General features: G+C 35.0%; 13 protein-coding genes and 1 pseudogene. All 14 read right to left on the reverse strand.

The window, feature by feature from the left end; all coding sequences use genetic code 11:
* Positions 1-127: 127 nt before the first annotated feature.
* Positions 128-1,435: a UDP-N-acetylglucosamine 1-carboxyvinyltransferase gene (gene murA, locus GXP67_RS25735; RefSeq protein WP_162445778.1), complete on the reverse strand. Its 1,308-nt coding sequence runs from the start codon at positions 1,433-1,435 to the stop codon at positions 128-130.
* A gap of 29 nt (positions 1,436-1,464) precedes the next feature.
* Positions 1,465-2,154: a DUF4290 domain-containing protein gene (locus tag GXP67_RS25740; RefSeq protein WP_162445779.1), complete on the reverse strand. Its 690-nt coding sequence runs from the start codon at positions 2,152-2,154 to the stop codon at positions 1,465-1,467.
* A gap of 49 nt (positions 2,155-2,203) precedes the next feature.
* Positions 2,204-4,431, reverse strand: a pseudogene (locus GXP67_RS25745) (ATP-dependent helicase).
* Positions 4,432-4,984: 553 nt separating this feature from the next.
* Positions 4,985-6,301, reverse strand: a complete 1,317-nt coding sequence (locus GXP67_RS25750; RefSeq protein ID WP_162445780.1) for an NAD(P)H-dependent oxidoreductase — start codon at positions 6,299-6,301, stop codon at positions 4,985-4,987.
* Between the two features lie 55 nt (positions 6,302-6,356).
* Positions 6,357-6,887 carry a dTDP-4-dehydrorhamnose 3,5-epimerase gene (gene rfbC / locus GXP67_RS25755; RefSeq protein WP_162445781.1) on the reverse strand — a complete coding sequence of 177 codons (531 nt, stop codon included), beginning with the start codon at positions 6,885-6,887 and terminating at the stop codon, positions 6,357-6,359.
* A gap of 41 nt (positions 6,888-6,928) precedes the next feature.
* Positions 6,929-7,981, reverse strand: coding sequence for an NAD-dependent epimerase/dehydratase family protein (locus tag GXP67_RS25760; protein ID WP_162445782.1), 1,053 nt, complete (start codon positions 7,979-7,981; stop codon positions 6,929-6,931).
* A gap of 60 nt (positions 7,982-8,041) precedes the next feature.
* Entirely contained in the window at positions 8,042-8,818 is a 777-nt protein-coding gene (gene rfbF, locus GXP67_RS25765) for a glucose-1-phosphate cytidylyltransferase (RefSeq protein ID WP_162445783.1), read from the reverse strand.
* Positions 8,819-9,045: 227 nt separating this feature from the next.
* Positions 9,046-9,885 (reverse strand): glycosyltransferase family 2 protein, encoded by an 840-nt coding sequence (locus GXP67_RS25770; protein ID WP_162445784.1) that lies wholly within the window; start codon positions 9,883-9,885, stop codon positions 9,046-9,048.
* Positions 9,886-9,967: 82 nt separating this feature from the next.
* Positions 9,968-11,257: an O-antigen ligase family protein gene (locus tag GXP67_RS25775; RefSeq protein WP_162445785.1), complete on the reverse strand. Its 1,290-nt coding sequence runs from the start codon at positions 11,255-11,257 to the stop codon at positions 9,968-9,970.
* 89 nt (positions 11,258-11,346) lie between these two features.
* Entirely contained in the window at positions 11,347-11,937 is a 591-nt protein-coding gene (locus GXP67_RS25780; protein WP_162445786.1) for an acyltransferase, read from the reverse strand.
* Between the two features lie 34 nt (positions 11,938-11,971).
* Positions 11,972-13,123: a glycosyltransferase family 4 protein gene (locus GXP67_RS25785; protein WP_162445787.1), complete on the reverse strand. Its 1,152-nt coding sequence runs from the start codon at positions 13,121-13,123 to the stop codon at positions 11,972-11,974.
* A gap of 236 nt (positions 13,124-13,359) precedes the next feature.
* Positions 13,360-14,874 (reverse strand): lipopolysaccharide biosynthesis protein, encoded by a 1,515-nt coding sequence (locus GXP67_RS25790; protein WP_162445788.1) that lies wholly within the window; start codon positions 14,872-14,874, stop codon positions 13,360-13,362.
* Between the two features lie 285 nt (positions 14,875-15,159).
* Positions 15,160-16,044 carry an alpha-1,2-fucosyltransferase gene (locus GXP67_RS25795; RefSeq protein ID WP_162445789.1) on the reverse strand — a complete coding sequence of 295 codons (885 nt, stop codon included), beginning with the start codon at positions 16,042-16,044 and terminating at the stop codon, positions 15,160-15,162.
* 661 nt (positions 16,045-16,705) lie between these two features.
* Positions 16,706-17,218 carry a YciE/YciF ferroxidase family protein gene (locus GXP67_RS25800; protein ID WP_162445790.1) on the reverse strand — a complete coding sequence of 171 codons (513 nt, stop codon included), beginning with the start codon at positions 17,216-17,218 and terminating at the stop codon, positions 16,706-16,708.
* Positions 17,219-17,417: the final 199 nt, after the last annotated feature.

The raw sequence follows: 17,417 nt of genomic DNA on the forward strand, positions 1-17,417 counted from the left end.
ATACGGGCTTAATCCGAGAAATAAAATACCTACTTTCAGGTATTTTCAGAAGTATATCTTACATAAAAACAAACCCCGCAAGAAGGTTTAATTCTTACGGGGTAATACACTTATTAGTGGGCTTTAGTTATTGTAAGCGCTCGATAGAGGCACCTAATTTTTGGAGACGGGTATCAATGTGCTGGTAACCCCTGTCTATCTGTTCGGCATTATCGATGATACTGGTACCTTTGGCAGAAAGTGCAGCAATCAGCAGCGAAACCCCGGCCCGGATATCAGGAGAAGTCATCTGGATGCCCCGTAAGGGCACTGCCCGGTTAAGGCCGATCACATTTGCCCGGTGCGGATCGCATAAAATAATCTGGGCGCCCATATCGATTAACTTATCTACGAAGAACAGGCGGCTCTCAAACATTTTCTGGTGAATGAGTACCGAACCTTTAGCTTGCGTTGCGGTAACCAGTATGATGCTAATTAAATCAGGCGTAAAGCCTGGCCAGGGAGCATCGGCTACAGTCAGAATGGAACCATCAATAAAGGTCTCAATTTCATAATGCTCCTGAGCGGGAATATAAATATCATCGCCCCGGTATTCTAAGGCAATACCCAGCTTTCGGAATACTTCGGGAATCATGCCCAGCTGATCAATCCTGGCATTTTTAATGGTAATTTCAGATTGTGTCATGGCTGCCAGGCCAATGAAACTACCGATCTCAATCATATCCGGCAACATGGTATGTTCGGTGCCTTTGAGCGCTTCTACTCCCTCAATGGTAAGCAGATTAGAACCTATGCCTGAAATTTTACCACCCATCCGGTTAATCATTTTACATAACTGCTGAATATAGGGTTCGCAGGCAGCATTGTAAATGGTAGTGGTGCCTTTGGCTAATACAGCTGCCATAATTACGTTGGCCGTTCCAGTAACAGAGGCTTCATCGAGTAACATATAGGTGCCTTTCAGGTTGCTGGCATCTATGTGGTAGAAGCTATCCTGGGAATCATAAACAAATTTCGCCCCCAGCTTTTCAAAACCCAGAAAGTGCGTATCCAGTCTTCTTCTGCCAATTTTATCTCCGCCCGGCTTTGGAATTTTGCTTTTTCCGAATCTGGCCAGTAATGGCCCTAAAACCATAATGGAACCTCTCAAGGCAGCGGCTTTTTCCTTATAGGCAGGAGATTCCAGGTATTGCATGTCAATATTGCTTGCTTCAAAACGGTAGGAGGATTCCTTGAGCTTTTCCACTTTTACGCCCATACTGGCCAGCAGTTCGATGAGTTTATTCACATCCCGGATGTCTGGCACATTATGGATGATTACCGGCTCTGCCGTAAGCAGTACGGCACAAAGGATTTGTAAGGCTTCATTTTTGGCACCTTGCGGAATAATTTCTCCCCGAAGGCGGTTTCCTCCCTGAATTTTGAATGAAAGCATAGTATATGGGTAAGCTGGTGAATGAAAGTTTACTGATTTTTCCTTTTTTGTTTGTTGTCTTGTTTATTACGGTTGTTATTCATATTGGGATTATTTCCCATTTTCTTGGCATTCGGATTATTAAATACCTTATTGCGGTTATCAGATTTTTCTTTTGCCGATGCATCAAACAGGTTTTCTGCTTTCACTTTCTCCAGGCTGATGTTGAGTTTATTTTCTGACATTTCCCGCAAGTGTTCCACAATGACGGCATCATCTACGTTTTCTTTGTTCCAGGTGCCATAAAAGCTTTTCATCAGGCGGCCAATATAAATGATGGCATTAAACCGATCATCCGGATTTTCCATGGCAATGGCTTTTTCGATCAGCAATTCTACATTGCGGCCATAATGCTTATAATGGAGTTCGTGGGTATTGTAGGCCACCATCTTTGGCTTTTTGCCCAGGGCATCTTTCTCCGGCATGGGATAGGGTGCATCTACTTCCAGGTTGAATTGGGAGAGGATATAGAGATCGTCCCACAGCTTATTAGAGTAATCCTGGTTATCGCGCATGTTGGGATGGATCTGGCGCATGAGTTCTACCAGGATTTGCGCATACTTGTTTCGTTTGTCTCTGTCTTCTATCGTGATGATGTGATCTACGAGTTTCTGGACGTTTCTGCCGTATTCTTTCAAAATGAGATCGTTTTGTTGGGTATTATAAATAAAATTTTTCATAGCAGTATACTATTTATCAATAGTTTTCAGGCTATTGTAGTTTACAATACTAGGTATTATGAATTTTTAACTTGGCAAAGCTCAATAATAATGTTTTTTCTCCTACTTTTTCAAATTCAATTTTGGCTTTCTTTTCATTTCCATTGGTTTCCACTTCTTTTACTACGCCAAATCCAAATTTTGGGTGTTCTACCTTCATGCCCCAGTAAGCGTGGATGTATCGCTGGGAGTAAAATCTTCGGAAGGTTTATGCACGATCTCATTGGCCGCTGCCGGTTTACGAGGCGTAAGGTTGCGTACAAAACTGGTGACTGAAGATTCTCGTCCTCCCAGGGCTTTTTCTGAGCGAATAAAGGCCGGGTCAATTTCATTTAGAAAGCGGCTGGGTTCGCAGTTTTTTAAGCGGCCAAATTTATACCTGGTTTCGGCATAGGAAAGGGTGAGTTTCTTTTCTGCCCTGGTGATGGCTACATAAAACAAACGCCGTTCTTCTTCGAGTTCAGCCCGGCTGGTAAGCATCATTTGCGAAGGAAACAGGTCTTCTTCCATGCCTACAATGTACACATGCTTAAATTCCAGCCCTTTGGCTGAGTGAATGGTCATCAGCGTCACTTTGTCGTTGTCGGTGTCTTTTTCATCGTCGGCGCTGGTGAGCAGGGAAACACTTTGCAGGAAGGCACTCAGGCTTTTATCCGTATTTTCCGGATTATCTGTAAATTCCTTAATGGCATTAAGCAATTCCTGCACGTTTTCATACCTGGCCAGTCCTTCTACGGTTTTATCATCATACAATTCCTTAATCAATCCGGAAGTTTTGGCTACATGTGAAGCAGTTTCAAAGGCATCTTTGGTTTCAGAAATTATGCGGAAACTTTTAATCAGCGTAGCAAATGTGTCTAAAGCGGCAGCATGACGGCCTGGTAAAAACTGCTGTACATGACTTACAATTTCCCACAAAGTAGTGTTATGCTCGTCGGCCGCCACTACTATTCTGGCAATAGTGCTGTCTCCTATTCCCCGTTTGGGCAGATTAATGATGCGTTTGAAAGCTTCTTCGTCGTTCTGATTGACCGTAAAACGCAAATACGCAATAATATCTTTGATCTCTTTGCGCTGATAGAAAGACAAGCCGCCAATGATGCGGTATTTGATATTGCGCCTGCGCAGGGCTTCTTCGAAAGCTCGGGACTGGGCATTGGTGCGGTAGAGAATGGCAAAATCGTTGTTACGGAGCGAATGATTCATCTTTTCCTCAAAAATAGAGGTAGCTACCAGGTTGCCTTCCTCATTATCAGAAGTAGCCTTAAACAAATCCAGTAGCGGACCGTCGGCATTGGAAGTCCATACGTTTTTGCGGAGCTGGGTTTTATTTTTGTTAATGATAGAATTGGCCGCTTTTACAATATTCTGGGTAGAACGGTAATTCTGTTCCAGGCGGATTACTTTCAGGTCAGGATAATCTTTCTCAAAGTTGAGGATGTTCTGGATATCTGCCCCCCGGAAGGCATAAATACTTTGTGCATCATCTCCCACTACACAAATATTCTGGTGCATGGCGGCCAGTTTGCGGGTAATCAGATACTGCGAAATATTGGTATCCTGAAACTCATCTACCATCACGTATTTAAACTTATGCTGGTATTTGTTGAGCACATCCACATGATCGCGGAAAAGCACATTGGTATTAAACAGCAGATCATCAAAATCCATGGCATTGGACTTAAACAGCCTGTCCTGGTATACTTTGTATAACCTACCCATTTCCGGAACTCGGGCAGCCTCATCATCGGCTTTATAAACAGCATTCCGTGTATATTCATTCACCGAAATAAGCCGGTTTTTGGCACCCGAAATCCGGCCCAATACGCCGCCCACCCGGTACACCTTATCATCCAGATTAAGTTCTTTGAGGATGGAACGGATCAGTGATTTGGAGTCGTCGGTATCGTAAATAGAGAAATCCCTGGAATAGCCTATTTTATGGGCTTCAATGCGGAGGATACGGGCAAAAATAGAGTGAAAAGTACCCATCCAGATATTACGGGCATCATTGCCTACTACTTTTTCTATCCGCTGGCGCATTTCTGCCGCCGCTTTATTGGTAAAAGTTAAGGCCAGAATCTGAAAAGGATCTACACCATGGTAAATCAGGTGGGCAATCCGGTAAGTCAGCACCCTTGTTTTTCCTGAACCAGCGCCGGCAATAATCATCAGCGGACCTTCGGTTGCCAGCACTGCTTCTTTCTGTGGTTCGTTTAAGCCTTCTAAGTATTCCATGCCGTTCAATAAAACTGCAAGATACTACTAATCTCCCTTTTTCTGAATAAAACTTTGGAGCTGTTTACGTTAATTTTATGCACTATCTTTTGAAGCCTTATGAGTGATACTGGTAGCATAAATACCTTAGTAACTACTGAAATTTATAAGATATATATGTAAGGCTTCCCTGAAGGAATATAATTTCCCTTCCTATAACGACTCTATATATCATCTTCGTTTAGTTAAAATTTAACACTGAGATTGTTATTGTTTTCCTGTCACATTGTTGCTCATCTTGCAAATTTATACAAATGAGTAGTAACTGAAAGTACATAGTTTTGACTGGCGTTTGTAATGAATAGAGGTAGAAGTACTTGAAACTTATATAATGTTAAATGAAAAGATGGAAATTTAAACATCTTTCTCTAACGCTAGGTATTAGAAAAGAGTATTTCATCGGAAAATAATACTAGGGGTTTAGCAAAAGAAAAAAGGAAAGCTTCTTTTTCTGAAGCTTTCCTTAAAGGGCAAGCAATTTGTCTGTCTTTAAAATTTTAACTTAGCCAGTTGCTTAATTAATTATCTTATCGTGAGAAAAAGTAAAATATGTATTTTGCTCCTCCCTTAGTTTATCACATAATCTTCCATATGGTAATTCGATATCATCATATGTCAATACTTGATCTTTTGAAATATCACGTTTTAATCGGCAACCTTCAGCCAGACCAATTGGAAGTAAACTTTGAGTACGGGTTACCTCATGATTTTCGGCTAATCCATAAGTCATATAATCACCTAAACCATCCAGAATATCTCCAGCCTTTAAGTCAGTTTTTGCAGCAGTAATTACATCCACAAGTGGACCTCCTAAAGGGGCTAAGGTTGCATCTCCGAACAATACCGCCCTGGCAATTGTGTTATGAACCTCAAAATGGCAAAGATGATAAGGAGTATAAAAACAATATAGGGGCCCGGGGCCTAATTTATATAAGTTCAAATAATGCTGCATAGTTGGATGTTCGTGCGTACCCAACACAAAAACACCAGGTCCGGGAACTGCTCCCACTACATAATCAACAATGCCGGGTCCTTCAACTAAGGCCTCTAATGGATATAAATTTACTGATTGTTCTATGGGCGTCCCGGAAGGCACAGATGGTCCAAACATACCTCGTTTTGCAACTCTCATTCCAGTAGCGTTAGCTACAATAGCATTTTCAAAAGAAATTTTAGTGCCATCGGCAAAAGAAGTCACCATACTGGGATTTTGGCCCCATTTCTTGGCAAACCCTTCTTGTGTAGTTGGATTCCGGTAAGGATCATGTAATCCCTTAATATTACCACATAGCACAGGCTTTACACCAATAGACTTTACAAACCGATACAAATTCATCATTACTCCTGGTTGATCTCCATCAGAGCCAGTTAGTATTACGCCTGCTTTATCTGCATATACTTTTAAGATAGGTCCAATTGTACCATCAACTTCAGCATTCATCATAATGACATGCTTGCCATGTTGAATAGCATTCAGTACAACATGAGCTCCGAATTCTACGGCACCTGTTACTTCTATAATCGCATCAATTCCCCCAGCCTTACAAAGGAGTAATGCGTCCTCGGTTACAGCATATCTCTTATGGGCTATACAGTTCTCTAATTGGGCAACAGTTTGGACAACCTGAAAATTATCTACACCTGCTTCAGAATAAGCCCGTTTTGCACCTTCCAAATGTCTATTGGAAATAGCTACTAGTTCTATACCAGGTACAAAGCGACAAATTTGAAGGGCTATCCCACGTGCCATAAATCCAGCACCTACCATACCTACCCGAATAGGTTTACCTTCACTTTGACGCTTTTCTAAAGCTTTATCAACTATAATCATAAGGTGTAATACTAAAACAATGTATATATCAAATATTCAATTATAAGTTAAATTTCTACCAAGTATAATTTGGATGATTTTCATCTTTTGCTGATATAACTTCGACCGGAATAGGCCATTCTATACCCAATGTTGGATCATTCCAGCGGATTCCTGCCTCAGCACCTGGTGTATAGAATTGGGTCACCTGATAAGTTACAGCAGTATTATCTTTTAAGGTAATAAATCCGTGGGCAAAATCTTCTGGCACATAAAGCATTCTAAAATTATCTTCAGTCAATTCCACACCAATCCATTGTTTATATGTAGGAGAATCTTTTCGTAGATCAATGATAACATCATATATTGCTCCTTTAGTGCAACGAATAAGTTTAGTTTCCTGATAAGGGTTAATTTGAAAATGCATTCCTCGAAGAGTACCTTTTTTATGATTAAAAGAAACATTCGCTTGTACAACATTGGAATTTAATCCATGTTCTTCCATTTCTTTCTTGCACCAGGAACGGCCAAAAAAACCACGTTCATCTTCTATTCTTTTAACATCAACAATAAAAGCTCCTTTTAATTTAGTTTCAGTAAAAATCAAAGTTACCTCCTGATTATTTAGTTGTTAACAATATTATATTTTTATTTTTTACCTATCCATTCGAGTTTGTCAGTAATAAGCTCTTTTGCTTGTAACCGATCTAATACTTTCAGCCTCATTAACTGAGAATTTCTGAATTCTTTGTCATTGAATCCCATGGCTTCTAGATTATCTTTTAGTTCTCTAATTGTTCCTAAAAGATCTGATAGCGGCTGGTGATTGGGGGCTAATTGTTTAAATAGATCAAAACTAACCCGATAAGAACGCTTATCTGGAGGAGCGTCTTGATTTATAGAAATTTTTACATCAGGAATTATTTGAGCTACAGCCTGAGCAAGATCTTTCACTTGATAATTCCATTCATTACTGCCAGCATTAATTGCGAGAAAATTACCACCCACCGAGGGAGTGCGATTAATGGCCCAATCAATTGCACGAGCCATATCTTTTACATTTATAAGAGGACGCCAAGGGCTACCATCACTTAATATAGTAATTTGCTTATTGGCAACAGCTCCGGCTACAAAATCATTCAGGACTAAATCTAGTCTAAGCCTATTACTCATTCCACATGCAGTTGCAAAACGCAAGCACGTAACTGTAAATGTGTCATCTGCTAAAGGCTTAACCCCTTCTTCTGTAAATACCTTTGATCGGGCATATGCAGTAAGTGGATTTAATGTTGAATTTTCTGTTTTAGGTTTGTCTTCTGCTGCACCATACATACTACAACTAGATGCAAAAACAAAAGATTTTACTCCGGATTCTTTTGCTTTTTTAGCCAAATTTATACTGGAACGATAATTTATATCTAAGGTAACTTCCTCAAATTTATTCCCCATTGGATCATTAGAAATAGCAGCTAAATGTACTACAGAATCTACACCCTTCAAAATCTCTGCTGGAATATGTCTTACATCTCCAAAAAGCTGCTGGTCTAATCTGCTTTCTGGGAAAAAATCTGCATTTGTAAGACAATTAGCAAAATACCCCATATCAAATCCGATTAATATTGCATCGGGATATTGAGTTCTTAAATAATTTATAACCCCAGGCCCAACATACCCCATATTCCCTGTAATGAGTACTTTCATAGATTTTATATTGTTTAGCTTTTAATACTTTTAATTATTTTTGATCTAACATGAGTTTTCTTACCAGACTTTCCACGGAGCTTTATTGTTTTGCCAGAGGTCTTCTAATACATGTTTATCACGGAGTGTATCCATTGGTTGCCAAAAACCGGTATGCTTAAAAGCGGATAACATTCCACCTGACGCTAATTTCTCCATGGGTCCTTTTTCCCAGACAGTGGAATCATCTGTGATATAATCTATGACTTGTGGTTCTAAAATAAAAAAACCTCCATTTATCCAAGGTGTATGTTCATCTTGTGGTTTTTCCTTGAAAGCGGAGATTTTTGGTTCATTTCCTGCCAAATTAAAGGCTCCAAACCTGCCAGGTTGTTGTACTGCTGTAAGAGTAGCTAATGTTTTTTGTTCTTTATGAAATTGAATAGATTCAGCAATATTTATATCGCTAACTCCATCTCCGTATGTCAAGCAAAAAGTTTCATTACCAATATAATTTTTTACACGTTTTATTCTGCCTCCTGTCATTGTTCCTTCGCCTGTTTCCACTAAAGTTACTTTCCAAGGCTCAGTATTATTTTGGTGGACTTCCATATGATTTTTCTTCATATCGAATGTAACATCGGACATATGTAAGAAATAATTAGCGAAATATTCTTTAATTACATATCCCTTATATCCGCAGCAGATAATAAATTCATTAATGTTATGATGAGAATAAATTTTCATTATATGCCATAGAATAGGTTTTCCTCCTATTTCAACCATTGGTTTTGGCTTAATGCCGCTTTCCTCACTAATTCGTGTGCCGAATCCACCGGCAAGTATTACTGCTTTCATAAATTGTACTAATATAAGAAATATAGTTAATGATAATTTATATAATCTAATTTATTGGTATAGTCAATATTTATAATATGAATTATAAATATTTGTATTTTTTTAATTTTTTGGACATTTATTCATTCAAATTATATTACTTGGTGTAGATACATTTTTATATGTAGTAGTAACCAGATTTTTACAAAAATGTATAAAAAAATACCTAAGCAAGTTTAATATATAATTTATTTAATAATATATCCAAAAATCCTGCGAAAATACCCATTTAACAGAACCAATGGTATGTAAGGAGTGGGGCAATTTTTCAAAGTGAATTTAGTAAAGTTAGCCAAGTTTCCTCCGCCCTTTATTCCAAATAAATGATTATAATAGTTTTTAATTGTCTTCTTCTTTCTTATTTGGTGGTCACCACTTTCAGAAGGATAGATAAATATTTTTGCATCGAAATTACAATAGATTTCAAAACCGGCTCTGGTAGCCGTATAAGTAAAATCATAATCAGCAAAATAATGCGGAAACTTTTTTACATCAAATAAGCCAATTTTTTCGAACACTTTTCTGGGTATCCACAAACCTCTACCAGGAAAGTGAGTTACTTGGTGTAATCCAGTCTGCTTTTCGGGTGAAAGATTAGCTAGTACAGAAGCATTGGTATTAGATAACCAGTTTAACCTTTCTCCTCCAAACACAGGTTCTTTGGTATAAGCATCCAAAGCCAAAGCACCCATTATAATATCTGGTTTTTTTGCTGCCCAATAATACATCTTCTCAACAAAATCCTCAGTTGCAATTGTATCATTGTTAAGTGTCATAACGAAGGTGGCATGTTGATTCAGAGCATAGCTGATGCCAAGATTAGTTGCAGCTGTCCAGAATAAATCACCTTTTGCTTTTATAAGAATTACTTCAGAGAAATTTTTATCTATCATTTCTGAAGTACCATCTGTCGAACCATCATCTACTACAATGATTTTAAAATTTGTGTTAGTTTGCTTCTGAAGCGATAGTAGACATTCCTCAGTGAATTTCTTGCGGTTGAACACTGGGATTATTATATAGAGCATGTTTGCTTAGTAGAGCTGGAAATGGTTTATTTAGAAAAGGTATTCTGTTCGTATAATCAAAATAAGTTATTCTAAGTAATATCTATTTGTTGTATTTTTGACTTTCTATAGTGGTATTTTCCCTTTCAATAAAATTTATAGCTATTCCTAGAATACCAAAATAATATACAGGTAAATTATAAGAAAATCCATAAAATAGGCCGGACATTATAAATGAAACCAAAATCACTTCCTTTAATGTTAAATTATTTTTTTTAATAGTTTTAAAAATAAGATAAAATACCGGGAGTAGAAGTAGGATAAGGCCAACGACACCCATATAAAATAATCGATCTACATAAAAGCTATGAAAATGATGCCCTGTACCATCTAGGAAAACGGCTGTTCCAGCCTCTGCTTGGTAGAATTGAACAGGTAATTCAAATCCTTCGAAACGCATACCTATAAGAAAATTATCTACAATAAAAGGCCAATAAGACGCGAATTGTTCTAGTCTCCAACTTCCAGTGCCTTGTGTTTTTACATTTTGAATATCAGCAATTCTTTCAGAAATAGCATCAATAATTTCAGGATTGGCTGAAATAACTAGACTAGATATAAGTATTAGGCCTATAGTTGGTATAGTGATAATTGGCATAAAATCAGTTATAGCTATTTTTGTTTCTGTCTTCTTTAACAGAAGAAGATTGATTGTCAATGAGGTAATAGACGCTATCCATACAGATCGGTGATTTAAAAAAATTATTAAACCAAATAGTATGAAAAATAAAAATAGGGATATTAATGCTTTTTTCGAAAAATAACTGTTTATGAAGAATAGTAAAGGAATTACTAACATATATACTGATGGTGCAGGAAACCCTCTAACAGTACCCACAAACGCACTAATAGACAGAATATCTCTTTTTAACCATAGTAGATTAACTAAAAAAGTAAAAAAAATCAAATAAATAATTAACGAAAATTGTTTTTCATGTATTTTTTTTGCAAAATGATATAGAAAAAACATCACGAAAATAGCAAGCAGTTTAGAAAATACATGTGGATATTGAAAGAACGAACCGTACCTGTAATAGGATTCCAGTGAGAATATGCCAAATACAAAATAATATAATAATGCCAGCCAGTACATGAATGTACTCATGCCGCTTATAAAAAGTGCAGTAGACGCAAAGCACAAAATGATTGCATATTTGGTATAATTGTCTTCTTCAACCTCTTTAACAGCTTGTACGATTTCCTGTTTACCTACGATCTGCTTATTATTTGTTGCTACATCATGAAAAATTCCATCTGTTAAAAGTATTATAACTACTGCCACTAAATACAGATACTTTATTTCTAAAATTCTTTTACCATATGTAATAATCATTGTTGTAACTTTTGTGCTGGAAATATTTATTACTTATTAGATAACTCAAAGTAACTTCATCTCATATTTCAGCGATTAAAAATATATGATTATAAATTTTTAATAAATTTAGCCGGACTTCCAGCCCAAATCTGATTAGGTGGAACATCTTTAGCTACTATACTACCTGCGCCAATCACAGAATTCTCTCCTATAGTTACGCCTTTGAGTACAACCGAATTCATACCTATAAAAACATTATCTTCTATAACTACTTTCCTGGATTGTATATCTTCATAATTATATCTTCTGTTTTGAGGAGCTATAGGGTGAAAATCAGTATCTGTAATAAAAGCATTTGCCCCGAGCATAACATTATTTCCTATTATCACTTCTTTCATTACACAAATACCACCACCACTAATGCCAACATCATTACCTATAGTTAGTTGTGATTCTTTTGTAAGTGCCCTGATAATTACAGGATGATTTACTCCGGGCTGGCTAAAATAGGAGTGAGATATAAGCATAATATTTTTGCCAAATTTTACCTTTGCACCTTTATGTATTGAAATAATTGGTATACCCAGTATACTTATTCGGTTGCCGATTTTATGGGCAAGTAATAAGTTGATAAAAAATTCCTGTACAATTAGGATTAATTTACGTATTCCCCAAATGCTATACAAAATAGTTGACATGGATGCTTAGATGTTTAAAAAAATAATCATAAAACTATTTTTCATTTTCTAATACTCTCTTGTATTGGTTTATATAGGCTGTAAGTATACTTTCTTCTGAAAAATTTTCTACAGCATATTTATGAGCTGTATCCCTTAACTGAGCTTCATATTTTTCATCATTTAATATTTTGGATGCTGATTTTGCAATATCATCCGGATCATCAATATCGCATATCTCTCCAGCTTTTCCGTGAAGTAATAAAAATGGAATATTACCGCTATTTTTTCCTCCTACTACAGGTGTGCCTACTACCATAGCTTCCAGAACTACATTTCCAAAAGACTCTTCACGTGAGGTATGTAAAAGTAACTTGGCGTGTTTTATCTCTTCTAAAAGCTCTGCAAACGGTTTGTAACCTATAAATTCAACTCCTTCTAATAAATTGTTTTTTTTTGCATACTGAAAAGCATCGCTACCTGTCTCCATAAACGCGCCAAGCAAATGATATTTTAAAGTTGGAAATTTTTTCCTGATAACAGCGAATGCCATCAAACCTGATTCAACGTTCTTTCTACGGTCAAAGCCATTATTTATAGAAACTATATAGTTTCCTTTGGTTGCTGAATCTAAAAAATGACGTTCGAGACCTGTTGTATAAAAATTACTAATCACTACAGCCTTTTCTTGTTGCTTTTTTGTTAATAACTCTTTCAGATAGCTAGAGTTAGTAGTTAGATACTTGGCTTTAGTTAGTACAATCAGATTCATGATCCATCTTACTGCTCGATATGGGATCATTTGGTACTTGAGAATAGTGGTTGCATGGTCCCGTACAGTTACTACTGTTGGAATTCCACTATCAATAGCAGCCCATGCAAATTCGTATGACCAGTGTGCATTAATTATATCTGTAGGGTATTGCTGCATGAGTGCTTTCAAATTTCGGCGTACCGGCCTAAAAAAATTTCTTCCAGGATGCGATTCACTCTTGGCAATACAAATTGTAATCTTCTCATTTTTAAAACATATGGCTTCATCTATTTCATCAGAAGTTGTAAAAACAACTACTTGGTGACCTCTTTTTACTAACGCATTTACAAGATTGGCTATTAGTGGAAAGCTATATGTTTGAGGTACTTTTGCTCCTTTAAAATCAAAATCAATTAAACCCAATGTTATCGGTCCGGCAATGCCTATCTTCATGTTCTTTTATAAATTTATTAGTTTATAAGTAAGTCAAAGATTATAAAGTTAAAAGTTGCTCACCCATTTTAAAGCAGATTATTATCACTTACAAACATTATACTTCATTCTGGCATCCTTCATTTAGCTTCCTACTTAAAAAAAGAATATTATTGTTGAGAAATTATAGATGAATATCTTTAAATAAGATTTATAACTATATAAGATCATACTACAGTTGTCTTTGCTTCAATTAATTATGACATTAATTGAAGCGCTTTGTTTAATAACTTATTTTTAAACGACTTGTTAGTATCAGTAATCGAATTGGCCAATCTTTTATAAATTTCATTTTTAATTAGTTTATTCACTTTTAAAAATAAGGATAGAAAAACGCAAAGCGCTCCAGTAACTATTTGAGCACTTAAAATAATTAACAATGGAAGAGAATGGTTTTTTAGAAAAATTGTAATTGTATAAATGGAGATTCCAGCAATTATTCCAGTAAGCATACCTGGTGCTATCGCCTGCAATATTTCACTTACAGTATATTGTAACAACTTCTTGGTAATGATAGTATAGGCTATTATCATAAATAATTCAGCCACAATAAACGACATTGCAATTCCAACAAGTTCATACTCTTTTAATATAAAATATAAAATGGTAAGTAAACTTATGTAAAAAATTTGAAATATAGCTTTTACATTTAAAGTCGCAGTAGCTTCACATACGATACCATTAATATTATTAAATACCCGGAAAGGCATTCCTAATGCTAAAATACTTGTAACTATTATTGCAGCCTCAAACTTGCTACCCAGTAATATAAGTACCATTTGCTCAGATGCTATTGAAATACCAATACAAATAGGAATAATTATGTAGCCTACTATGGCTATTGACGATAAAAAGGCATTTTTGAGTTTTGGTTTGTCGTCCTGAATAACGCTAAATACAGGTAATAGGACTTTTGAAAAATTTGTAGTTAAATAGTAAATTGGCAAACTTATTAATTCAAAAGCACGGGTATATATACCCAATACGGCGGCAGAAAACAAACGCCCGATTACAAGTGTACTTAAGTGAACTCTCAAAAATTCCAGTAAACTTATAAAAGAAATTTTACCACCAAAATTAAGTAAGGGTTTGTAATATTCCCATTTAAACAAGAAAAGCAGATTATGCCTTACAATCGAATAAGATATTAAAGTTGAGGAAATAATCTGTGCTAAACCTGCCATAACGATACTCCAGTAACCAAAACCATAATATGCTAATATTATCCCAACACTTAGGTAACCGAATAAGTATGAACAGACTTCTATAATTGACAAAAGTTTAAAATCCATTTTCTTTCTTAACAGATTCATTGATGTAGAAGACAATCCTGATAAAAAGAAAGAAATAGACATTACTCGGACAACAGAGATAATCTTAGGATTTGCAAAGACGAGTGTAGAAAAAGGAGCTAAAACATAGAATAAGCCTGAAAATAGAATTCCAAGAAAGAATGTAGAAGTGAATGCAACTCTAATATCATGACTGCTAATTTCCTTTTTTTGGATTAAAGCCTGTCCAATACCCATTTGAGCAAAATAACCGCCAAACCTTAATACAAAACTAGCCATAGCAACAACCCCAAAATCTTCTGGTTGAAGCAGACGTGCCATTATTGAGGTATACAATACCTGTAATAAGGTAGTAATAACAGTCGCGAAGGTTGTCCACTTTAATCCCCTTATAGCAGCATCACCTAAATTTGTAGCCATTATTCTAATAAATGATATTGATAATTAAGCCACAACTCCACAATTCGCTTTTGCAGTACCTAGGTGGACTATTTAGAATAATGTTTGATTGTTTTTGCATTTTTAGAATTGGAAATTGGATATCATTGAAAAGCAGTTCGGAATTTTGAAAGATATTGGTGGTATATATAAAACAATCTAAAATAATTGTTGCAACTTCTGTAGAGGTGGTTAGGCTATTAGATGTTAGTTTATAGATTTATAATGATTTATTGTAACCATTAGTTACTTTTATATAAACTTATGTTAATATCCTTTATATAAATAAACTTCAAAGTCTTCTAATTTGATGAGTTGTTCTTTGTTTCTGAGAATACAAATAGGCTTATTACCGTAAAAAGATGCCCAGGTTGAATAGGAACTGGGTGGGCCTATAATATAATCACATTCAGCTAATGAATATAAATCTTCAATAAAATGATTCGTGCCTAAATGTACTGTTAGTCCTTTGGTTGTAAATGCTTCGACATCTACAGGTTCATTCGAGCAAATCAAAAATGATATTTTATTATAACGAGATTCTAATAATTCTTTTATATTTAAAAGTTTACTCACATAAGTGGTTGTATCATAATAATATTCTCCCCCTCTAAATGTAGCGTAATCTCCTTTGCGCATATGAACACCTATTAATATTTCACATTCTTTACGGCAAGTATGTATTAAATTGTTAACATTAGTTCGATGCAATTCAATAGGTTTAAATAATTTTCTTAAAGTATCAGCATGCTTATTGAAGTTTTTCTTATCTCTAAATAACCATCCGTGTGCTATAACTGTTTTATTTTTAGCGTTTTCTATAAAATGAGGTGAATTCATTTCATAATCGTTATCTTGATCAGTAATGAATTTAATAGAAGAATTTTTGATAAAAGTATTAGTAAAGCTACTGGCTAAATTAAATATTATTTTTTTATCTAAGGGCAAAGTAACTTTATTAAACAATGTGCTTTTGAACAAACGGACACTTATTGGATATCCATTAAAATTATTTGTTGAAGAGCACTCAAAGTATGAAGCATATTGATCTAAATTTGGATTTATTACAGAGTAACCATTCTCAATTGAATTAGCTATTACATGCGCAAAAGTAAATAGTCTATTTCCTAACTGACCTAATCTTTTTACCATTATTACCATACTTCACTCTATTATATAAAACACATTATATCTATTTATAATATTATATTTAGATAGGTTAACTCAAGAATATCTAAAATATAAATATTGTTATTTTATTTTTAATTTTTGTTGTCAATTAGAATATGGAACTTTATAATAATATAGCCTTCTTATTAAGCAATTGTTATTTAACTATTAATATAGTAAAATTTTATTTTTTATAGACAATAAGACTATACAGACATTGTTTTATAAAGATTCTTATAGTATATAATTACAAAGAAATTAAGTATTAAACTACTATCTGTGTAAAGTAATATTTAATAGAAATTCATTGATGCATCATTGTAAAGGATAACTTTTAAGTAATTTTTTGCTTTATACCTTAGTAGATACTAAAAAACTTTTAAAAGTAAATTGTTAGAAAATATTATGTATTAAGCAATTATAGTTAGTATTCATAATAATGTAATTTCTAATAAATATAATTTATTACATATAGCAATTTTAGCAAAAGTAGATAATAAGTTGGCATTTGCGAACTACCCAAAGCATGTTCATTTTTTTGTGCTAACTATTGTTGTTATAATTCAAGTAAACAGATTAGATATATTATGGTAGATAGAAAGGCCATAAAAAAGCCTGCTTAAGCAGGCTTCATTTGAAATAATTAAGTCGTCTTCGAACTACCTGCCATTGCTTTCAAGTTAATATAACTTTTTGCCAGGTCATTTAATAAAGTATCCGTTTTTTGCTCTTCAGCTAATGATTGTTCAAGTAGTTTAAAAACATCTTTTTTTTCTAAACGTTGAGCAAAATGAGCAGCAGTGCCATAACCTGAAATTTCATAATGTTCAATTCTTTGAGCACTTGCAATTAAACCAGCGTCTTTTGTTTCAGGAGTAGCATTTTCATCAATCATATCTTCTCCTTCCTCAATGAGGCCTTCCATAGCTTTGCATTTTAATCTTCCTGGTGATAGATTCAATATCCCAAAAATTTGATCCAGTCTTTCTTTCTGATTTTCAGTTTCCTGCAAATGTTTTTCAAATGCTTGTTTGAGCTGTGGGTCGTTGGCTTTTTTTGCCATTTTAGGAAGCGCTTCAATCAATTGTTTTTCAGCACTATACAAATCTTTTAATTCGTGCTCAAAAAGATCTTCAAGGTTTTTTAGTTTCGACATAGCGTATTGATTTAGAGTATAACTTGTATTTCTATACGCATGCAACTGAAAATGGTTAATCATTAAATGCTAAATCAGTTGCCCAAAAGGTAATAGATAATACCAATTTAGCATCATCTCTCTTAGATAAGAAGGCCGCATTAATCTTATAATTAGCTACTATTAAAGTCATAATTCTTTATTTCTGTGGAAAAATTGG

This window comes from Rhodocytophaga rosea (assembly GCF_010119975.1).
Classification (GTDB): Bacteria; Bacteroidota; Bacteroidia; order Cytophagales; family 172606-1; genus Rhodocytophaga; species Rhodocytophaga rosea.